Origin of the sequence: Paenibacillus rhizophilus (assembly GCF_003854965.1) — a bacterium.
Lineage (GTDB): Bacteria > Bacillota > Bacilli > Paenibacillales > Paenibacillaceae > Paenibacillus_AQ > Paenibacillus_AQ rhizophilus.
Genome location: NZ_RQPI01000004.1, coordinates 167,446 through 188,190 on the forward strand (window position 1 = coordinate 167,446; position 20,745 = coordinate 188,190).

22 protein-coding genes, 2 tRNA genes and 1 pseudogene are annotated in these 20,745 nt (G+C 50.2%); 17 read left to right on the forward strand and 8 right to left on the reverse strand.

From position 1 onward, the window contains the following. Positions 1-162: 162 nt before the first annotated feature. Together EH198_RS09950 and EH198_RS09955 are read right to left on the reverse strand one after the other, a co-directional pair. Positions 163-1,140: an S-layer homology domain-containing protein gene (locus tag EH198_RS09950; RefSeq protein ID WP_124695387.1), complete on the reverse strand. Its 978-nt coding sequence runs from the start codon at positions 1,138-1,140 to the stop codon at positions 163-165. Between the two features lie 249 nt (positions 1,141-1,389). Beyond that, positions 1,390-2,181 carry an SDR family oxidoreductase gene (locus EH198_RS09955; protein WP_124695388.1) on the reverse strand — a complete coding sequence of 264 codons (792 nt, stop codon included), beginning with the start codon at positions 2,179-2,181 and terminating at the stop codon, positions 1,390-1,392. Between the two features lie 186 nt (positions 2,182-2,367). Here EH198_RS09955 and EH198_RS09960 point away from each other — a divergent pair, with 186 nt between their 5' ends. Further along, positions 2,368-2,838 (forward strand): RpiB/LacA/LacB family sugar-phosphate isomerase, encoded by a 471-nt coding sequence (locus tag EH198_RS09960; RefSeq protein WP_124695389.1) that lies wholly within the window; start codon positions 2,368-2,370, stop codon positions 2,836-2,838. 185 nt (positions 2,839-3,023) lie between these two features. Here EH198_RS09960 and EH198_RS09965 read toward each other — a convergent pair whose 3' ends face one another. Next, entirely contained in the window at positions 3,024-3,332 is a 309-nt protein-coding gene (locus EH198_RS09965; RefSeq protein ID WP_124695390.1) for a hypothetical protein, read from the reverse strand. Between the two features lie 166 nt (positions 3,333-3,498). Here EH198_RS09965 and EH198_RS09970 point away from each other — a divergent pair, with 166 nt between their 5' ends. Beyond that, positions 3,499-4,173, forward strand: coding sequence for a DUF2642 domain-containing protein (locus EH198_RS09970; protein ID WP_124695391.1), 675 nt, complete (start codon positions 3,499-3,501; stop codon positions 4,171-4,173). Positions 4,174-4,287: 114 nt separating this feature from the next. Here EH198_RS09970 and EH198_RS09975 read toward each other — a convergent pair whose 3' ends face one another. Then, positions 4,288-5,643: an arsenic transporter gene (locus EH198_RS09975; RefSeq protein ID WP_124695392.1), complete on the reverse strand. Its 1,356-nt coding sequence runs from the start codon at positions 5,641-5,643 to the stop codon at positions 4,288-4,290. A 368-nt stretch (positions 5,644-6,011) separates the two neighbouring features. Between EH198_RS09975 and EH198_RS09980 the strand changes: the two genes are divergently transcribed. The 3 genes from EH198_RS09980 (at position 6,012) to EH198_RS09990 (ending at position 9,708) form a co-directional block, all read left to right on the forward strand. After that, entirely contained in the window at positions 6,012-6,758 is a 747-nt protein-coding gene (locus EH198_RS09980) for a DeoR/GlpR family DNA-binding transcription regulator (protein WP_124695393.1), read from the forward strand. 3 nt (positions 6,759-6,761) lie between these two features. Then, a complete protein-coding gene (gene pfkB / locus EH198_RS09985; protein WP_124695394.1) occupies positions 6,762-7,673 on the forward strand; it encodes a 1-phosphofructokinase in 912 nt (303 codons plus the stop codon). 70 nt (positions 7,674-7,743) lie between these two features. After that, complete coding sequence (locus tag EH198_RS09990; protein WP_124695395.1) at positions 7,744-9,708, forward strand: PTS fructose transporter subunit IIABC; 1,965 nt, start codon at positions 7,744-7,746, stop codon at positions 9,706-9,708. 239 nt (positions 9,709-9,947) lie between these two features. Here the strand turns inward: EH198_RS09990 and EH198_RS09995 are convergent, their stop codons facing one another. Further along, positions 9,948-10,361 (reverse strand): CGNR zinc finger domain-containing protein, encoded by a 414-nt coding sequence (locus EH198_RS09995; RefSeq protein ID WP_124695543.1) that lies wholly within the window; start codon positions 10,359-10,361, stop codon positions 9,948-9,950. 127 nt (positions 10,362-10,488) lie between these two features. On the opposite strand from EH198_RS09995, the pseudogene EH198_RS10000 reads away from it, so the two are divergent. After that, positions 10,489-10,854, forward strand: a pseudogene (locus EH198_RS10000) (DinB family protein); the annotation flags it as partial. Between the two features lie 227 nt (positions 10,855-11,081). After that, entirely contained in the window at positions 11,082-11,249 is a 168-nt protein-coding gene (locus tag EH198_RS24595; RefSeq protein WP_185702834.1) for a hypothetical protein, read from the forward strand. A 142-nt stretch (positions 11,250-11,391) separates the two neighbouring features. Here the strand turns inward: EH198_RS24595 and cmpA are convergent, their stop codons facing one another. Further along, a complete protein-coding gene (cmpA, locus tag EH198_RS10005; protein ID WP_090834029.1) occupies positions 11,392-11,508 on the reverse strand; it encodes a cortex morphogenetic protein CmpA in 117 nt (38 codons plus the stop codon). A 113-nt stretch (positions 11,509-11,621) separates the two neighbouring features. Continuing rightward, positions 11,622-11,978: a hydrolase/acyltransferase gene (locus EH198_RS10010; protein WP_124695544.1), complete on the reverse strand. Its 357-nt coding sequence runs from the start codon at positions 11,976-11,978 to the stop codon at positions 11,622-11,624. A 124-nt stretch (positions 11,979-12,102) separates the two neighbouring features. Here EH198_RS10010 and EH198_RS10015 point away from each other — a divergent pair, with 124 nt between their 5' ends. Continuing rightward, a complete protein-coding gene (locus EH198_RS10015; RefSeq protein ID WP_124695545.1) occupies positions 12,103-12,582 on the forward strand; it encodes a SprT family protein in 480 nt (159 codons plus the stop codon). 53 nt (positions 12,583-12,635) lie between these two features. Here the strand turns inward: EH198_RS10015 and EH198_RS10020 are convergent, their stop codons facing one another. Further along, the gene (locus EH198_RS10020; RefSeq protein WP_124695546.1) at positions 12,636-13,064 is read right to left on the reverse strand and encodes an Lrp/AsnC family transcriptional regulator; all 429 of its coding nucleotides are present in this window, start codon (positions 13,062-13,064) and stop codon (positions 12,636-12,638) included. Between the two features lie 129 nt (positions 13,065-13,193). On the opposite strand from EH198_RS10020, the gene EH198_RS10025 reads away from it, so the two are divergent. The 9 genes from EH198_RS10025 to ald all read left to right on the forward strand — a co-directional run bounded on the left by EH198_RS10025 (position 13,194) and on the right by ald (position 20,635). Further along, complete coding sequence (locus EH198_RS10025) at positions 13,194-13,946, forward strand: MBL fold metallo-hydrolase (protein WP_124695396.1); 753 nt, start codon at positions 13,194-13,196, stop codon at positions 13,944-13,946. A 91-nt stretch (positions 13,947-14,037) separates the two neighbouring features. After that, positions 14,038-14,113 (forward strand) — tRNA-Asn (locus EH198_RS10030). Positions 14,114-14,120: 7 nt separating this feature from the next. Continuing rightward, a tRNA-Ser gene (locus tag EH198_RS10035) sits at positions 14,121-14,212 on the forward strand. A gap of 538 nt (positions 14,213-14,750) precedes the next feature. Beyond that, positions 14,751-15,656 carry a branched-chain amino acid ABC transporter permease gene (locus EH198_RS10040; protein ID WP_124695397.1) on the forward strand — a complete coding sequence of 302 codons (906 nt, stop codon included), beginning with the start codon at positions 14,751-14,753 and terminating at the stop codon, positions 15,654-15,656. Then, the gene (locus tag EH198_RS10045; RefSeq protein ID WP_124695398.1) at positions 15,637-16,638 is read left to right on the forward strand and encodes a branched-chain amino acid ABC transporter permease; all 1,002 of its coding nucleotides are present in this window, start codon (positions 15,637-15,639) and stop codon (positions 16,636-16,638) included. The genes EH198_RS10040 and EH198_RS10045 overlap by 20 nt, the downstream gene beginning before the upstream one ends. Further along, on the forward strand, positions 16,607-17,389 hold the full coding sequence (locus tag EH198_RS10050) for an ABC transporter ATP-binding protein (protein ID WP_124695399.1): 783 nt from the start codon (positions 16,607-16,609) through the stop codon (positions 17,387-17,389). The genes EH198_RS10045 and EH198_RS10050 overlap by 32 nt, the downstream gene beginning before the upstream one ends. 5 nt (positions 17,390-17,394) lie before the next feature. Continuing rightward, on the forward strand, positions 17,395-18,096 hold the full coding sequence (locus tag EH198_RS10055) for an ABC transporter ATP-binding protein (RefSeq protein WP_124695400.1): 702 nt from the start codon (positions 17,395-17,397) through the stop codon (positions 18,094-18,096). A 71-nt stretch (positions 18,097-18,167) separates the two neighbouring features. Then, entirely contained in the window at positions 18,168-19,367 is a 1,200-nt protein-coding gene (locus tag EH198_RS10060) for an ABC transporter substrate-binding protein (RefSeq protein WP_124695401.1), read from the forward strand. 134 nt (positions 19,368-19,501) lie between these two features. After that, on the forward strand, positions 19,502-20,635 hold the full coding sequence (gene ald / locus EH198_RS10065; protein ID WP_124695402.1) for an alanine dehydrogenase: 1,134 nt from the start codon (positions 19,502-19,504) through the stop codon (positions 20,633-20,635). Positions 20,636-20,745 lie beyond the last annotated feature (110 nt).

Consider the following 20,745-nt stretch of genomic DNA (forward strand, 5'->3'; position numbering starts at 1 on the left):
ACTTTATAAGCTTCACGCCTATCGTTTGGTCTTATATTTTTACGAGAAACGTACCTGCGTCTTAAAAAGACGCCGTCAGGTGTTTCTTCTTAGTTTTCTGCCGGGATAGTCCCGTCCCGGAAGAGGGGCCGCGGCTGCTTCCCGCGAACTTGGCGCGGACCCTCAGTACTGGGGAGAGTCCGGCTCTGGCGGCGTATACGAACCGGGGAGCGGCTTCGCGCTTGCCGTATAGCCTTCCGGCAGATAAGCGACAGCTGTCGCTTTGGATATAACCTGCGGATACATGCCCGGCCCCGGCTTGGTGATTTCATAGTAAATGACGGCCTTTTTCCCATCGCCAAAGTCGATTCTCGCAATCGTCAGGCCGTAGCCCGGATTTGGCAGATTGCCGACTGTAACCGATACTTTGTTCACGCCGTCTGCCGCTTTTTCCACTTTGATGTCAGCGCCCTGGCTTGTACTTGAGGAATCGTCTCCATCGACCGTTCCCAGCATGCGCTGGACGTAGGCTCTTGCATCATGCACCCAAGCGGCCGCCTCCGAGCGGGTAACGGCATCATTCGGGCGGAACTTGCCCCCCGTTTCCAGCGAAAGGATACGCATATTAAGGAGCGTCTGGAGACTGCTGCCCACCTCAGCGCTCAGTTTGCCGCCGTCGGCGATATTGAAATACATCTTCGTCACCGGAAAATCGCCCTTGGCTTTCAGCGCTTCATCCAGAAGCTGTGCGAAATTGGCGCGGGTAACAGCGGTGTTCGGGTCAGTGGCCTTATCCAGCGAGAGGCCGTTCTGAACCGCTATCAGAAAAGATGAGGCATACCAGGACTTGTCGTCGATCTTGGCAAAATAATCGCTTGCCTTGGAAGGACTGCCTGCCGCCGGATTTTGTTCAAGCGCAAGCCCGTGGACTAGAAGCTGGATGGCTTGGCCGTATGTCATTTTGGACTTGGGAGCAAAAAGTTGACTGGTCACTCCATTGATCACCCCGGCTTCATGCAGTGCGTTGATTTTGGTCTCCGCCGGATCTCCTTTAAGGTCGGAAAAAGCGAACGCCGACGCTCCGAAGGATACCGAGGCGGCCAAAATGCCGCATGCTATGGTCATTTTTTTGGCGCTGTGCATAAATGTCTGTCTGTTCATAATTATCACCTCTTAACCTTCTAGATGCCCGATTGCTTCAAAAAGTTGCAGGCAGAAGAAGGTTTGTCCCAAAAAAGCCCCCGGCGTCCCGCCGTAAATCGCGGAATGCCGAGGGCCTGAACGGACCGCACAGGGCTGACAGAACTAACCTGCGCATCCGGTGTGACTGACGGTGTTATCCGCCGCAACACTGCTGGCTGCAGTCCCCGCCGAGTGCTCGGCTGTGCGCAACCGGTGTGACCGGCCGAATTATCCGCGCAGCAGCGATTCTGCGCCGTCGACGAAAATTTCGGTTCCGGTCACATGGAACGATTCGTCGGAAGCGAGGAACAGCACCAGATTGGCGACCTGCTCCGGTTTGCCGGGCCCTTTTTCCAGCGGCTGATCGCCTTCTGGAAACTCCATCGGAATTTGAACCTGCTTCAGCTCTTCCGAAGGGTAAGTGTTATCGTTGATCTTCGTTTCGATCGCTCCCGGGCAGACCGCATTCACGCGGATGCCGTAACGGGCAAGCTCCAGCGCCGCCATTTTCATAAAAGCGACCTGTCCCGCCTTGGACGAAGAATACGCGGAGGCCCCGATATTGGAAAATACGCGATTGCCGTTGATGGAGCTGGTAATAATGATGCTGCCGCCGTTTTCCTTCATATGGGGGATGGCGTATTTGACCGTGGCGAACGTGCCGCGCAGATTGATGTCGATCGTCCGATCCCAATCTTCGATTTCCATCTTCTCGATCGGCGCCTGCGTGCCGTTGATGCCCGCGTTGGCGTAGACGATATCGACTTGCCCTTCTTTTTCCGCGATTTGCGCAAATGCCTGCTTCACCAGTTCGGGCTTCGAAACGTCGCATTCGATCACTTCGGCCGATCCCCCGGTGGATTCGATTTCGTTCACGGTCTCTTCCGCTTCTTCCGGAGTTCGGTCCAATAAGTAGACCTTGGCGCCGTGCTGGGCCAGCCGTATCGCGCTTGCCTTGCCGATCCCGGACCCGCCTCCCGTAACCGCCGCGATTTTGTCCTGTACACGCTGATCTGCCATTTGAATTCCTCCTTCTGGTATGCGTTCCGCGTTAATGCAATTGACCACCTTTACTTAATACCCCGTCAATTCAAGATGAATCCGGGAGGGAGGGGAGGGACACGGAAAGAAAACCAACTGGAAATCTTTGCAACGAAGCGATAAGATAGAATCGTTGAAAATCAATGAATTGGGGGCGTTTCATAAATGAAGATTGCGGTTGCATGCGATCATGCAGGTTTGTCCTTAAAAGAAGAAGTAAAGGCTTATCTGACCAGTCAAGGGCATGAGGTTCTCGATTTCGGAACGAACAATGAGGAAGCTTGCGATTTGCCCGATTATATCTATCCTGCGTCTTTGGCGGTGGCTGAGGGGAGAGCGGACCGCGGAATTTTCGTTGACGGGGTAGGCTATGGAAGCGCGATGATTGCCAATAAAATTTACGGCGTGTATGCGGCGGTATGCCAGGACCCGTTCTGCGCGGAATTGGCGCGGTCCCATTCCAATACCAATGTGCTGTGCATCGGCGGGAAAATCATCGGCTCGGCGATTGCTCTCGAAACCGTAAAGGTGTGGATGACGACCGACCATCTGGGCGGCGTTGAGAAGTACAAGCGGCGCGTGGACAAGGTGATTGAAATATCCGAGAAGCATCTGAAGAAGTTGTCTGAAATATAAGAGGCTGGGAATTCTGCCGCTCCGGGAACCTTTAGCCCATTTGTTTCCCGAAGCGATCTGTCTGAAAATATAAAAATATCGCATTTCTCCTAATAATTATCAGGTGGGTGCGATATTTTTATTTTTGTGTAATGCGATATTTTTGTGTAATTAGTATTTTTGTCACGACTCTCTTTTCCTATGGGTTATACAAGATTGATATTTGCGAAATTAGGAATGATAATTAACCGGCCTTTACCCCGTTGATCTCCGTTGTTCGGAACGAAAATCCCAACTGTTTGAATATTCCCGGTTTCCACTGCAAAATCAGTATGCGGCGCAACATCAAATGTAAGGGAAGGTGCATTGTACCGAGTAATAATAAGCTGCAGCACCGCCTCTTTGCTTTCGTTTTTCAACTGCACCAGTGCATTGATTCCAGGGGGAACTTCCTCAATAAAGTACCCTTGCCCAACACCGACGCCTTGTTCGATATGCAAATCTACATGTTTCATTCTTTTCGACTCCCTTCCAATGTGATGATACATAGTATTCGTTTCTATGAAGTTGCGACTAGTTGTTCGACTATTATTTCAATAAGTAGTTAAAACAACCAAAACTTTTACCTAATTAAGTACATATAGTTACATTAACCTCATCTTAAATAAGGAGAGATGCCATATGAACTTGCTGAGTGATCTATTAGGCAAACAAGTTATTGTAATGGTTTCGGGAGTACTCCAGCCTTTAGAAGGAACTTTGAGAGATTTTGGCCCGGATGTTGTTATCATTAAAAATGGAAACAAATACTTATATATCCCGGCTGCCCACATTAGATTTTTAACGCATAATACAGAAGCTGTCGTCGAACCGGACGATATTCCCCAATCCCTGCCTTCAAGTCAAGAAACAATCATCTCGCTTCGGCCGCTTTTGGAAAATAGCAAGGGTATTTTCACGGAAATTTATATTACTGGAGTCCATGTGCTTCACGGTTATATTCAGAACATACTGGACGATTATATCCTCTTCTATTCTCCTGTTTTTGATACCGTACTCGTTCATATGAAACATCTTAAATATTTGATCCCCTATCCTCCCGAAGTTATCCCTTACTCTTTGAAGAAAGATAAGCTCTTGTCCAATCTTTCTGCTGTATCGACAGAATCTAACTTCATTCAGCAGCTTAAAAAAATGGAAGGTAATTTCATTGCGATGGATATGGTTAACGATCCTCAGAAGGTCGGATTACTAAAAAAAGTTCAGGCTCCTATGTTTGAGCTTGTAGCTCCAAATGGTGAAAGTATATTTGCACTGATAGACCATATTCAGACAGTAAACTACCCAACAAAATAAACTGTGCCAAGAAAACAAGCTTCAACCGTTCATGCTGCTGTATGAGCGGTTAAAGCTCTTCAGTTCGTTCGGATGCCGCATTTGGGCATGAACGCATCTTCTTCGCTCCAGTATTTAAGAAAATATCAATTGAACCCAATAGTATAATAGAAACAAGGTTACAATAGTTGTTAATGGGACAACGATCAACGTGACATGTAAATAATCCTTCCATTTAATTTTAATCTTCTTTTGTCTAAGGATATGCATCCAAATAAGAGAGGCAAGTGTTCCAATAGGAAGTAGCAAGGAACCCATATCGCTGCCTATAATATTTGAAAGATAGATTGTTTTTAGTGTGACGGGATCAAGCTTCATTTCTGTTAAGGTAATGGTTCCGATCATCAGAGCAGGATGGTTATTAAAAATGTTAGACAAAATGGAAACTAATCCGCCCATAATCAAGCTTGCCTGCATTAATCCTTGAGTTACAATGGGAGTAACTATTCTCACCAGTATTGTTGTCAGTCCGGTATTATGAAGCCCATAAATAATAACGTACATTGAGAAGGCGAAGACCAGAATGTGCCACGGTATTTTCTTTAGGATATCGACGGGATTCGTTCCCAATTGGTACCATCTCCATAAAAGTAAACAGGTCGAACCCATTACGGCAACCCATTCAACCGGAATGGAGAAGAAAGATGCAACAAAGAGGAGACAACGCATTGCAAAAACAAACAGTAATATTTTCAACATAAAAAGGGTTCGTTTTTTCTTGGTTTCCACAGAAATTCTTCCCTTTAATGGATGGAAATTTGTAGTGAAGAATTGCTCCTCTAAATCATAGGCTGCAGCTGGCAATTTCTCTGGCAATTTCTTTTTTACTACTAGAAACATTAGACATGACATAAACAATAATCCCATAGTTGCAGGTATAAACATCATTGCTGTATACATAAATAGGCTCATATTAACTATTTTCAATGCGATTAAATTAACTATATTACTTACCCCGATAGGAGCGCTGGAAGCTGTTGCGATCAAAGCTCCGCTTAATAGATAAGGAATCATTTCATGTGGTTTTAGCCGCAGGTTTCTTAGCAATAATATTAATATGGGGGTCGTAATCAGGATGCTTCCGTCATTATTAAATAAAAAGGTCATTAAAAAGCATAGTATTTGAATGTACCAGTATAAGCGATAGCCGGAACCTTTTGACATAGTGGCTAGCCGTACAGCGGCCCAATTGAAAAATCCGAAACTTTCCAATATGACCGCCATGACAATCGTCGCCATAATGGTAATAGACGCCCCTCCTATTTTCTGAATGATGTCCGCAACGTCATTACCAGATACTATTCCTGCAAGTAATATTAGTCCGGCCCCAATTGATGCTGGCCAAGCTTCATTTATACCTCCAGGTCTCCAGAAAATAGCTAGCATAGCCATAATGAAAACAAAACTAGTAAATCCAATGTCGAATGTCATGTCTCCCCCTCACCTCCTTCTACCTTATAAAATAAGGCAACGCTGCATTTCCTATTCTCTATATTTATATTCACAGCGAATTAGTAGGGTCTGGTTAATAAACCAAACCTTTGAATATGTACTTTTTTAAACTGTGTTTCTCTGAATTTCGACAGTATCCGGCACTTCCGGATTTTTCAGACACAAAGCCGCATGTTACTTCTATCAGACTTAATCCCGTGTTGGATGACGAACCCTTCACAAAAAGTAAGCGTTCACAATATTGCAATATTTGTATAAAAAAAATGAAGGTTTTTGAGGGAATATGAATAATAATGATTGTTTTTTGATGTGAATATGTTACTATATGGTCAGTTGGAGGAATGAAAATGCTTACGGAAGAACGCTGCGGATTAATAATACAGCGCTTACAAGAGAAGGGCGTCGTCAAGATACAGGAGCTTATGGATTTGCTCGAAGCTTCGGAATCGACGGTACGGCGGGATTTAATCGATCTTGAGAGCCGTAATTTGCTGAAGAGGGTACATGGCGGAGCATCTTTACTGCCTCACAAAAGCCAGGAACCCGGCATGGATGAAAAAACATTCAAAAACATTCAGCCCAAAAACATCATCGCCCGTTTGGCCGCCAGCCAACTGCTTGATGGTGAATGTATTTATCTGGATGCGGGAACAACTACGTTAGCCATGATTCCCCATATTAAAGCCAAGGGCATAACCGTCGTGACAAACGGCTTGTCGCATGTTGAAGCGCTTGTAAGTAAGCGCATTCCGAGCTATCTGCTCGGCGGCATGATGAAGAGCCATACCAAAGCCGTTATCGGAAGCATCGCATTTCAAAACATGGATAATTTTCGTTTCGATAAATGCTTTTTAGGTACAAATGGCGTAGATGCGGAGTGGGGGTATACGACACCTGACCCTGAGGAAGCGCTGATTAAAAGACGGGCCCATCAGTTATCCGGCAAAACTTACGTGCTTGCGGACTCCAGTAAATTCGGCGAAGTTGCTTTTGCCAAACTGTTCGATTTGTACGAGGCTACCGTGATAACGGAGGCAGTTCCGGAGCGGCTTCGCCAATCCATTGCAAATAAAACCAAAATAATTGAGGGATGAATGATGATCTATACTGTGACGCTTAACCCTTCCATCGATTACATCGTGGAGGTTGAAGACCTGAAGCTTGGCGACTTGAACCGGATGAAGCGCGATTTGAAGCTTCCCGGCGGCAAAGGAATTAATGTATCCCGTGTGCTTGACCAGCTTGGGGTAGGGAATACGGCTCTGGGCTTTCTTGGAGGATTTACCGGCCACTATATTGCGGACAAATTGCGCGAAGACTCGATCCAAAGTGATTTCGTATTTGTGGCGGATGATACACGTATTAACATCAAGCTCAAACATGGAGACGAGACGGAGATTAACGGACTGGGGCCGGTCATTCGTGAAGAGGAAGCACAGCAGCTGCTGGATAAACTGTCCCATTTGCAGGAGAACGACATTGTCATTTTGTCCGGAAGCGCGCCTCCTTCCCTGGGAGGAGATTTCTATCAGAAGCTGATCCAGGCATGCGGGCAGTCCGGAGCGGAATTCGTCATCGACACCACCGGCAAGGCGCTGATGGACGCGCTGGTTCACAAACCGCTGCTGGTCAAACCGAATCATCATGAACTCGCCGAACTGTACGGAGTTACGATTCACTCTGTGGAAGAGATCGTCACTTACGGCCGTAAGCTCCTGGAAGAGGGCGCAAAGAATGTGCTGATTTCCATGGCAGGCGAGGGAGCTTTGCTTATTACCGAAAATGAGGTGTACCGCGCTACTGTGCCGTCCGGGACGGTTAAGAATTCCGTAGGCGCGGGCGATTCGATGATAGCCGGATTTGTCGGCACGCTGTTCCTTACAGGGAATCCGATTGAGGCTTTCCGCACGGGAGTCGCGTCGGGAAGCGCTACCGCATTTTCCGATGACCTGGCAACAAAGGAGGAGATCGAGCGGCTTCGTCCGCAGGTTGAAATCATAACCCTTTGATATGCAGGATCGTCAAAATGACAAGACGTGCGATATGCACATTTATGAATTTACGGGGAGTTGAACCTATATGAAAATTACGGATCTGATGATTAAACAGACCATGATCATGGACCTGAAAGCTACAACCAAGGAAGCTGCGATCGATGAACTGATTGCCAGCCTTGCCGAAAGCGGCCGCATTAACGATCAAGTGTTATTTAAGGAAATGATTTTGAAGCGCGAAGGAGAGTCCAGCACCGGTATCGGCGGCGGGATTGCCATGCCACACGCGAAGACCAAAGCGGTCAATGAACCGACTGTCGTATTTGCCAAAAGCGCCACAGGCGTGGACTACGATACTCTGGACGGAGAGCCTGCGTATCTGTTCTTTATGATCGCCGCTCCTGAAGGTGCGGGCAACACGCACCTGCGTACGCTTGCCGCTCTTTCCCGGCTGCTGATCGATGCCGAATTCATCGACGAGCTGAAGAATACCCGGACGCCGGATGAAGTGACGGCGCTCTTCGACGCCAAACAGGCGCAGCAGGAAGCGGCCAAACAAGCGGAAGAGGCCAAAAAGGCGCAAGCCGAACAACCGTCGGCGGCCGGAATGATCGTAGGCAACCCGAACAACTTGGATGCGTTTGTAGTCGCAGTTACCGCGTGTCCTACAGGCATTGCCCATACGTTCATGGCCGAAGACGCTCTTAAGAAGAAGGCCAAAGAACTCGGAATCAATATCCGCGTGGAAACCAACGGTTCCGAGGGTGCCAAGAATGTGCTCACTCCCGACGAAATCCGGCGGGCAAGCGGCGTTATCGTAGCCGCCGACAAACAGGTGGAAATGGCCCGCTTTGACGGCAAGCCACTGCTGCAAAGACCGGTAAGCGACGGTATCCGCAAGCCGGAAGAGCTGATCCGCAAAGCGGCTGCGGGCGACGCCCCGATCTACCGCAACGAAGGCAAGGCCGCTTCGGATGCGCCATCCGCGGGCAAGACCAGCGTCGGCAGCAAGATTTATAAAGATTTGATGAACGGTATCTCCCACATGCTGCCGTTTGTCGTCGGCGGCGGTATTTTGCTCGCCATCTCCTTCTTGTTTGAGCAAGTTGCAAGCGTAGATAATCCGATTGTCAAGCTTCTGCAGACCATCGGTGGCGGTGACGGAGCGTTCCACTTCCTGATTCCGATCCTGGCCGGCTTCATCGCAATGAGCATCGGTGACCGCCCGGCGCTGATGCCAGGTATGGTCGGCGGCTTTATGGCCGCAAGTTCCAATGCCGGTTTCCTTGGTGGTCTTGCAGCCGGTTTCCTGGCCGGTTATATCGTTATCGGCCTGCGCAAAGTGTTCGCCGGCCTGCCTAAGACGCTCGACGGTCTCAAGCCGATTCTGCTGTACCCGGTATTCGGTCTTCTCGTTACCGGCGCCATTATGTTCTACCTGTTCGATCCGGTCTTTAGCTGGATCAATGAAGGTCTTATCAGCGGTCTGAACAACCTCGGAACCGGCAACGCCGTTCTGCTTGGGCTGATTCTCGGCGGAATGATGGCAATTGACATGGGCGGTCCCTTCAATAAAGCGGCTTACACGTTTGCCATTGGCGTCTTCACATCCAGCGGCAATACGAACGGTCTGATGATGGCGGCTGTTATGGCCGGCGGTATGGTTCCTCCGCTTGCGATCGCATTGGCAACCACGTTCTTCAAGAAGAAATTCACGGAAGATGAGCGCAAGTCCGGCTTGACGAACTATGTGCTCGGCCTGTCCTTCATTACCGAGGGCGCGATCCCGTTTGCGGCCGCCGACCCAATGCGCGTTCTGACTTCCTGTATCTTGGGATCGGCTATTGCCGGAGGATTGACTCAGTGGTGGCAAATTAATATCCCGGCTCCGCATGGCGGCATCTTCGTAGCCGCACTCGCGAACCACGCCCTGCTGTTCCTGCTGTCGGTAGCCATCGGTTCGGTTGTCTCCGCTCTGGTGTTCGGCTTGTGGAAGAAGCCGCTCGAAGCGAAGCAAGTCGAAGTAAGAGCTGAACGCTCTATCGTTTAAATAGAATCAGAATGAGGGAAATGGCTCTATAAAAAATAACAACGGCCTGGAGATCCAGGCCGTTTTTTTGCGGGCTGTATAAATTGACGGTTCCGTTAGATGGATTCGCCATGTTTTTGAATAGATTTAGTGAGCCTTCAATCATGAAGCTCGCAAGCGTGTGCAACCCTGTATCGATGCCAACAGAGGCCCCCACTTCATGCGTAAGCTAAGTGGGGGAGAGTTCACTAGGCCTTTTCTTACTGCTCCGCTTTCTTCCGGGCCCTGAACCTTCGAACCTTCATCAGGTTGCCGCAGGCTTTATCGTCGCAGTAGCGCTTGGAACGGTTGCGTGTATCATCATAGTAGACCCAAAGACAGTCGGGATTGTCGCAAATGCGAAATCTCGACTCTTCTTTTTCCGCCAAGGCAGAGGCAAAAGAGGCGGCGATTTCCGCCATCACCTGTTCCCAATCGGCCCGCAGCGGCAGCAGCACCACTTTAATCCTTCCATCTTCGTCCTTTGCCGCCTGCCGCACCACAGGTCCAGCAGCCATGTAGGGGTTCAAGCGCTCCGGCAGCAGAGCAGGCTCTTTCCCATCCACAATTTCCCGGACCGCATCAAAAAGACAACTGCGCAGCTTCTTGAGCTCATGCAATTGTGCGCTTTGCATGCAAAACAAAATTAGCGAGGTTCTGCTCCAAAACTGGGATTATGCGATGGATCAGGAGGACTGGGCCCCGCCGCTGAAGGATGCGCTGGATGGCGTTGACAGCGAGTAGGCGCTATGGAAGCCGCAGGGAGAAGCCGCCAACTCGATTTGGGAGACGGTCAATCATCTCACTTATTATAAGGACCGGCTGCTGCGGAAGCTGAAGGGTCTGCCCAAGCTGCCGAATTTGGAGAGCAACGACGCTACGTTTACGGTGTCGGAAAGCGGTGAAGATGCTTGGGGGCTGGCGGTTTCCCGCCTCAAAAAAACCCATGCCGATCTGCGTGAAATTATCGAGGCGCTTGGGGAAGGCGCGTACGATTGGGGAGGCTCGGGGCATGCTCCCGGAGAAGAAGTCATGAGCCTCATCCTGCATGATGCCTATCATACGGGACAAATTGTGCTGGTCCGCAAGCTGCAGGGCTCCTGGCCGTCCAAACGAAGCTTCGGATAGACAACCGCCCGAACAGATGCTTTTTCTAACCTGCCGCACTTTCACCTTCCGGGTTTAATCGCGAAGGGCAGGGTAGCGGCTGTTTGTTTCAAATTTGAATTGGTCCGGGTAATGAAGCCTAAGCGGGCCCGGGCAGGAAATCCTGTTTATAAGCCCCGCCGTTGGAGAGCCGTTAATCTTGGGCAGATGGTGCATTTTCAAAAAATTCAGGTAAGGAGTGATCGATCATGGACACGCGTTACAAAGACAGCAATGTGGAAGTGGAGCATCGAGAGGTGCAAAAGAAAACGGATTCCAGTCTTGTCGCCTCCACCTTTATCAAGTACGCCGCCTATATTATTATTTTCTTCGGATTTCTGTATTTCCTGGTCCGATATGTATTCCCGAAATTCTGATTGCTTCCTTAAGCTGGACAAAACAAAATCCATCCCTTTAGAGAAGAGATGGATCTGTATTTAGGGCATTCATAAGGCTTGCCGGCACGGCAAACCGGTAACGGCTCTTGGACAGCGCGGCGCCAAACCGGACGGACTGAGCTTAACGCTTGACTGCGGAATCCCGGTAGAAGAACCAGCATTCGTTCAGCAGCTTGATTTGTCGCCGGTCTTTTTTGTAATAAGCTTTCATCAGCTGATGGCTGAGCCACTGCGGCAAGGGAACCCCTCCTCTGTGTGCTTAGGTATGTTAACATATGTGAGGAGTTGGGCAATGGTGCGCCTCAAGCCGAAGATGAATGCTGCCGCGTTCCGGCTGCCGGGAAGCCTTTTTCACAATAAAAGATTTTCTTCTTCATACCACTGCTCAAGCTGCGCCTGCAGCGCCCGGATTTCCGTCAGCAGGGATATGAGCGGATAGTTCTGCTCCTGAATGGAGGCGAAAGCCCGCTCCAGCCGGTTGATATAATCGAGTCCGGATTCCAGCGAATACTGCTCGCGAAGCAGCTCCAGGGAATCGCATTCAGCCACCGCAAGCGGCAGATCGGGCACATTCTCGGCCGTCAGCTTGTCGAGCTCCTTATTCAGTCTAAGATTGAGCGCACTGAGCTGATACGCGTAATCCTCAGGCATTTCCACGAATTGAAGCTCCTGATTTTGCTGCAAAATTACATACCGCATTTTCGGCATAGTCATTCTCCCTCCGTCCTTGTCTTCCTTCTTGAAGTGTAGCGTATGCGCAAGTTACAATTCAAGTACAGATTGCAGCAAGCGCCGAGCGCGTTAAAGAAACGGAGCCGCCAAAATCATGAGCATGACCAACGAAGAACTGCAGCGCTGGATTGAGCGGGTGTCGCGGGAAAGCTTCGGATTGCCTTTTCGCCATAAAGCGTCGTTTAACGGCAGGCTGTCCTCCACGGGAGGACGCTATTTTATGAAGAGCCATAACATAGAGATCAATCCCCACCAGCTTTCGGCGTACGGACCTGAAGAAACGGAGAAGATCATCAAGCATGAACTCTGTCACTACCATCTCCATCTGGCAAAAAGAGGGTACAGGCACCGCGACGCCGACTTCAAGGCGCTGCTCGCCCGTGTGGGAGGAAGCCGGTACTGTCAGAACCTTCCCGGAGCGAAGGCGAGAAAGCCGCTGCCTTACCGCTACAAGCTCATTTGCAAGCAGTGCGCTACGGAGTATCTCCGCAAGCGCAAGGTGAATCCGCAGCGCTACCGCTGCGGGAATTGCGCAGGACCGCTACAGCTTGCGGTTATTCAAGGCGCCGAGTCTAATTAGGAAACAATAAGGAGAGCGGGAACGGTCGGTCGACAGGCAAATAACTCAGCAGCCTACTTGATCCGGCTGATGGCGAGGCTTACCTTATAGTTGCCATACTTAAGCAGCCGGTCGAGCAGAGCGTTAAGCCGTTCCGGACTTTGCGTGAGCGCCCTCATCCAATAACAGCCCTCGCCGCTGACGCGGTGAGCCTCTTCAATTTCTTCCTCGGCTTCAACGAACTGCAGGAACATCCGGTGGGCGCCGCCTGAATTTAAGAATACGGTTATCAAGGCGTGTACGTGAAGTCCCAGCTTTTCCGGATTCCAGCCTACCGAATATCCCGTAATGACGCCCAGTTCCCGCAGCCTGCGAATACGCGCCCCCACAGCCTGCCCCGTCATATGAACCGTCATGCCGATCTCCTTATGGCTAAGTGTGGAGTCGTGTATCAGCTGCCGCAGAATGAGCAGATCGGTCTCGTCTATAAGCGCTTGGCCCATCATCAATGAATTCCTTTCTGTATGAAAATAAATCCGGATTAATCCTTTCACCGGATGATGTACTCCAAACCATGAGGAAAATTATACTTAATTGTAGCAGAACTCATGAAAAAGAAGGAGTACATCCCTATGAAGCTTCAATTGATAAGAAATGCGTCGCTTTGGCTGGAATACGGGGGATCGACCTTTCTGATCGATCCGATGCTCGGTGAACAAGGCGCGTATCCGCCGATCATGAACAGTAGCAATAACCGGAGAAACCCGCTCGTCGATCTTCCCGGCCCGGTGGGAGGGTGGCTAAAACCGGATGCCGTAATCGTGACCCATCTTCACAATGACCACTGGGACCCCGCAGCGGCGTCTCTGCTTCCCAAAGACGTCCCGCTGTTCTGCCAGCACGAGGAAGGGGAAGCGGTCGCCTCTCAAGGCTTTACCGCAGCAGTTCCTATTGAGCAGGAGGCGGAATTCCGGGGTGTGCGGCTGACTCGGACCGGGGGAAGACATGGCACCGGAATCATCGGACGGCAGATGGGCCCGGTATCCGGCTTTGTATTCCGTGCGCCTGATGAGCCTGTGCTCTATGTCGCCGGAGATACGATCTGGTGCGAAGAGGTGCGGGAGGCGCTTGACTCGCATCGGCCGGAAGTTGCTGTTCTAAATGCGGGCGAAGCAAGGTTTGCCGCTGGGTGTCCCATTACCATGAGCGAACAAGATATCGCGCATTTATGCGGCCATGCTCCCGGAACGAAAGTGGTGGCCGTCCACATGGATGCGATTAACCACTGCCTGCTAACCAGGGATAAACTTCGGGAAAGGCTCGAACAGAAAGGGTTGCTCGGCGGCGTGCTCATTCCATCGGACGGAGAGCAGCTTCATTTTTAAGCAGCCTTCGTAAGCGATTTCCCAGGTTTCCCCCCGCTCTTGACTGTAGTGTGAAATCGTGATAAATTATGTTTTGTTCACATTAAAATGTTCCCTGATAGCTCAGTTGGTAGAGCACTCGACTGTTAATCGAGTTGTCACAGGTTCGAGTCCTGTTCGGGGAGCCATTTTCTTGGAGAGATACCCAAGTGGCTATAAGGGGACCCTCTGCTAAGGGGTTAGACTGCGTAAGCGGTGCGAGGGTTCGAATCCCTCTCTCTCCGCCATATTTCATCTGAAATGTGCGGCTGTTTTAAACTTGACAGGTTTGATGAACACGATACATATATATAGAAGAAAGAGTTCCCGAGAGGGGGCTTTTTTTGTTTCAAGCTGCTTTCAAGCATAACGAGAGAAGAACAAAGCATATTTCTCCATTTTTAAAGGAAGGATCATCGAGAAATGTGATGAATTAACTCTTTAATAATTTGAAGGAATAGTGCTTTAAAGAGAGAAATGTTATATTAAATGCTACAAAATAAAGCTTTATATTCGTTTAGGGAAAAAATTCCACGTTTGGCCCACATTGATTTATCTCTGTTTTTCTCCATAATGCTCTGCTTTTCTAATAAATTGTTACACTATATAACATGTAGATTACATTTCAAGTTGCTAAACATCACATTGAATTTCGAAATTTCTTGGAATGCACTAAAATCTTAGTGACGAAAAAAAGGACATATGTTAATATAGGTAACATCATTAAAAAGAAAGAATGAAAGAGAGAAGAGGGAAAGACAATGAAAATGGGAAAAGGGGATGGCGATGGAGTACTTTATTCAGCAATTAATTAACGGAATTTCCGTAGGCAGCATTTATGCGCTGATCGCCTTGGGCTATACCATGGTTTACGGAATTATCAAGCTGATCAACTTTGCACATGGGGATGTGTTTATGGTCGGCTCGTTTATCGGATTGTTCAGCGCCAGATATCTGGCTTCGGCGGGTCTTCCTCCGGTTTTGGTCCTGATTATATCTCTGATTTTCTCCATGACGGTCAGTGCGCTGCTCGGTATCACCATTGAGCGTCTGGCATATAAGCCGATACGCAAATCTACACGAATCGCGGCGCTCATTACGGCAATCGGCGTATCCTTTTTGCTGGAATATACCGGTGTGCTCGTGCTTGGACCACAGGCGCAAGGTTTCCCGGACATTATGGTGAAGAAACAGTACCAATTGTTCGGCACTTCCATCCAGGTGGATTCGAATCAGGTCATGATTCTGATTACAACAATTATTCTAATGATTATTTTGCAATATATCGTACGTTATACCAAGACCGGTAAAGCGATGCGGGCGGTATCGTTCGATATGGAAGCGGCGCGTCTGATGGGGATCAACGTGGACCGCACCATTTCTGCGACCTTTGCCATCGGTTCGGCGCTTGCGGCTGCGGCCGGTGTTATTTTCGGCATGACTTACAACTCCGTAGACCCGCTTATGGGCGTTATGCCGGGACTAAAAGCTTTCGTCGCCGCGGTGCTTGGAGGCATCGGAAGCATTCCGGGCGCACTTGTTGGCGGCCTGCTGCTGGGTACGGTAGAGACGGAAATCTCTTCGATGGGATATTCCTCCTGGCGTGATGGCGTAGCTTTTGCTGTGTTGATCCTGATCCTTATCTTTAAACCATCCGGGCTGTTCGGCAAGAATGTCCGGGAGAAAGTGTAGGAGGGGAAACGGTGTGAAGAAGATAAATAAAAAATTCTGGCTTGGCATTATCGCAGCCTTGGCTTTGTATGGAGTTGTGCAAGTTCTGCTAACAACGGGGATATTGGACGATGTTCAAAGATCGATGCTCCTTCTGATCTGCGTCAACGTTATGCTGGCAGTATCGCTTAACCTGATTAACGGCATTACCGGACAGTTCTCCATCGGCCACGCCGGGTTTATGTCCGTCGGCGCCTATACTTCGGCGATTCTTACGCTTGACTATGACGTTCCGTTTGTTCTCGCTATTGTTGCGGGGGGGATTGTGGCTGCGATTTTCGGCGTGCTGATCGGGATGCCGACACTTCGCCTGAACGGCGACTATTTGGCGATCGCGACACTCGGATTCGGCGAAATTATCCGGATTATCATGCTCAACACGGAATACGTTGGCGGGGCTTCGGGCCTCAGCGGCATTCCGGCAAAATCGACATGGACTATCATGTTCTTCTTTATGTTAATTACGGTTGTCTTGATTAATAACTTCATCCGCTCCACACACGGCCGGGCTTGTCTCGCCATCCGCGAGAACGAAATCGCGGCGGAAGCGATGGGTATCAACACGACACTGTACAAGGTTATTGCCTTTACGCTCGGCGCTCTGTTCGCGGGGATGGCCGGAGGTCTGTCTGCTCATACGTTCTACGTCATCACTCCGGGCAGCTTCAACTTCCTGAAGTCGTTCGAAATTCTCGTTATGGTCGTTCTCGGCGGACTCGGAAGCACGGCCGGTTCGATCGTCGGCGCTGTATTCGTTACCCTGCTGTATACTTACCTTCGGGATGTCCCGGAATGGCGCATGATTATTTATTCGATCGTTTTGATTCTGATGATGATTTTCCGTCCGGGCGGTCTGCTTGGAAGCACGAAATTCTCTCTCAAGAAGTTCGGCAAAAAGGAGGCGAAGGCAAATGGCGGCATCAGCGACAGCAGTGCTTCTTGATGTTAAGGAAGCCAGCCGTTCCTTCGGGGGGCTAAAGGCACTCAGCGAGGTCTCTCTTCATATTAAAAAAGGCGAACTGATCGGTCTGATCGGACCGAACGGCGCCGGCAAAACGACGCTGTTCAATCTCTTGACCGGTGTTTACCCGCCTTCCACAGGCAGTATTATCCTTAACAATGAGTCGGTCGGCGGCATGAAACCATTCAAGATCAATCACAAGGGAGCCGCGCGCACCTTCCAGAACATCCGCCTGTTCACGGCAATGACGGTGCTTGAGAACGTCAAAATTGCCTTTCATCAGCATGCCAAACACTCCATGTTCACTTCCATGCTTCGTCTGCCAAAGCATTTCAAGGAAGAGGACGAAATTACGCGGAAGGCATTGGATATTCTGAAGATATTCAATCTCGCCGATCAAAGCGAAGAGCTTGCCGGCAATCTCAGCTACGGCAACCAGCGTCGTCTTGAAATCGCGCGGGCACTTGCCGCCGGACCGAAGCTGCTGCTGCTCGATGAGCCGGCGGCCGGTATGAATCCGAACGAGACGCGCGATTTGATGAATCTCATCGCCTGGATCCGCAAGGAGTTCGACCTTACGATTCTTCTGATCGAGCATGACATGTCGCTTGTTATGGGGGTCTGCGACCGGATTTATGTACTCGACCGCGGAATGCTCATCGCAAACGGTACGCCGTCCGAGATCCGGAGCAATCCGAAGGTTATCGAAGCGTATTTGGGACAGGAGGCGTAAAGGCTATGCTTACAGTACAGGAGATCAACGTTTACTACGGAGCCATTCACGCTCTGAAGGACCTCAGCATCAACGTCAAGCAGGGAGAGATCGTTACGCTGATCGGAGCCAACGGCGCCGGCAAGTCGACGCTTCTAAAGACGCTTTCGGGATTGCTTAAGCCGAAGACGGGAAGCATTGACTTTTTAGGGAAATCCATTACAAATCAAAGCGTTCAGGCGATCGTCAAGCAGGGGCTGATTCATTGTCCCGAAGGACGACGCGTGTTTGCCAATATGTCTGTAGAGGAAAATCTGGAGCTCGGCGCTTATTTGCAGGATTCCAGCAATTTGGCGGCTGATTTCGAGAAAGTCTACAATACCTTCCCGAGGCTTCGGGAGCGCAAGAAGCAACAGGCCGGAACACTGTCCGGCGGCGAACAGCAAATGCTTGCTATGGGCCGCGCCATTATGGGACATCCGAAGCTGCTGCTGCTGGATGAACCGTCCATGGGCCTCGCGCCGCTTCTCGTGCAGGATATTTTCAAGATTATCCAGGAAGTGAACGCAGCCGGAACGACCGTGCTGCTGGTTGAACAAAATGCGCATCAGGCACTCAAAATCGCCCACCGCGCATATGTGCTGGAAACCGGCAGAGTCGTACTGGAAGGAGACGCCAAGGAATTGGCCGATTCGGAAGAAATCAAAATGGCTTATCTCGGGCACTAACACATTTAGCTCTATTCATGGCATCACAGAACCAACATATAAATTAAATTATCTGGGAGGCTGGGAGAACAATGAAGAAAATCGGGGCCATTATTTTGTCGACAGTGCTGACTGCCGTATTGGCAGCAGGCTGCGGCAGCAACAACACAGAGAGCAGCGGGAATTCCGCAAACGGCGGTAACTCTGCCGGAGACACGATCAAAATCGGAGCTGACCTTGAGCTCACAGGCGGCCAAGCATCCTTCGGCGACTCCGCATCGAAAGGCGCGAAGCTGGCTGTTCAGCAAATTAACGATGCTGGCGGCGTGCTTGGCAAGAAGCTGGAGCTGGTTGTAGCCGATAACGCTTCGAAATCCGAGGAAGCAACGCAAGCTGCTCAAAAACTGATCACCGACGACAAGGTTGTTACCATTATCGGCGCATCGACTTCCACCAACACTTTGGGTATCGTTCCAGTTGTTACGGAAAAACAAATTCCACTCGTAGCCGTTGGCGCTACCAACCCTAAAGTTACTGTTGACGAGCGCACAAGCAAAGTGAACGAATGGGTGTTCCGCGCAGCCTTTATCGATCCTTTCCAAGGACAGGTTATGGCTAACTTTGCAACCAACTCGCTGAAAGCTAAAACAGCTGTAATCTACACGGATACGTCCAGTGACTATTCGAAAGGTCTGCAGAAGTTCTTTGAAGAAACCTTTAAGAAAAACGGCGGACAAATCTTGAGCCAAGAGTCTTACCAACAAAAAGACTCCGACTTCAAAGCCGTACTGACTCGCATCAAAGCATCCAATCCGGACGTTATCTACCTGCCTGGTTACTATGAAGAGGTAGGCAAAATCCTGAAACAGGCGCGTGAAATGGGCATTACGGTTCCGTTCCTGGGCGGCGACGGATGGGATTCTCCGCAGCTGGCTGAAATCGCAGGAGCAGCGGCTCTGGACAATACCTTCATGTCCAACCACTATTCGCCGGAAGATACCGCTCCTGAAGTTACATCTTTCGTTGACGCCTACAAAGCGGCTAACGGCGGCGCAGTTCCGGACGGCATGGCAGCCCTTGGCTATGACGCTGTCAAACTGGTAGCAGACGCTATTTCCCGCGCAGGAGCAGCCGATGCGGCCAAGATTAAGGACGCTTTGGCAGCAACCAAGGATCTGCAGCTGGCTACCGGCAAAATTACGTTGAACGAAACGCATGACCCGGTTAAAGCGGCTGTTGTACTGAAATTCGTAGGCGGCAAGCAAACTTTCGAAACCAAGGTTAATCCGTAAGTTTTCGATTTGATCTCTCTTTCGTAAAAGACAATTCATTTCCAAAATATCGCTAGGCTGCTCAGGAAGCCGCTCCATTTGTCAATGGGGCGGCTGTCCTGCTATCTTGCCATATACGAGAAGGAGGAATTAGCATGATTGTCGGTATACCGAAAGAAATCAAGAATAACGAAAACCGTGTGGGTATCACACCGGCGGGAGTCGAAGCGCTAAAAAAGGCGGGGCACACTGTGCTGATTGAGACTTCCGCCGGTACAGGCAGCGGATTCGACGATTCGGAATACCGGGATAAAGGGGCTGAAATTCTCGACTCTCCTTCAGAGGTGTGGTCCAGAGCGGAGATGGTGATCAAGGTGAAGGAGCCTTTGCCGGAAGAGTATGGCTTGTTCCGCCGGAATCTGATCCTGTTCACTTATCTTCATCTTGCTCCCGAAGCGGGTCTTACGAAGGCGCTGGTGGACAGCGGAGTTGTCGCCGTCGGCTACGAAACGATTCAGCTTCCAGACGGCTCGCTGCCGCTGCTGACGCCTATGAGCGAAGTAGCGGGGCGGATGGCCGTTCAGATCGGCGCAGGGCTGCTGGAGAAGCCGCATGGCGGTAAAGGCATCTTAATGGGCGGCGTACCGGGAGTGAGGCCCGCAGAAGTCGTTATCGTTGGAGGAGGCGTGGTCGGAACGAACGCGGCAAAGGTAGCGATTGGCATGGGCGCCAGGGTTACCATCCTCGATTTGAATGCGAACCGGCTTCGGGAGCTGGACGATATTTTCGGCGGCCGGCTGATCACCATAATGTCGGATTCCTATCATCTCGAGGAGGCGGTCCGTAAAGCCGATTTGCTGATTGGCGCCGTGTTGATTCCGGGCGCCCGCGCGCCGAAGCTGATCACGGAATATATGGTCCAGCAGATGACGGAAGGCTCGGTTATCGTTGACGTCGCTATCGACCAGGGAGGTTCGATTGAGACCATCGACCGGATTACCACTCATGAGAATCCGACCTATATCAAGCATGGGGTTGTTCATTATGCGGTTGCCAATATGCCGGGAGCGGTCGCCCGGACATCGACGCTGGCGCTGACAAATGTAACGATTCCATACGCGCTGCGAATTGCGAATTTCGGCATGCATGAGGCGGCGGAAGGCAATGCCGCGCTCGCACGCGGCATCAATGTGGCAGCCGGACAAGTCACCAATCAGGCGGTGGCCCAAAGTTTAGGCTATGAATTTAAGGAAGGGTTGGAAGCTTTGAAGGAGACGGGCCTCTTTTAAAACGGGCCTTCCTTCTTTCTCCGCGGGAAGGGCGGAGAAAGGGGGGACGGCGGTTTGCATCCATGTGGCAAGCCGCCGTATTTTATTCTAAAAAATAATGCTTGTCAGAT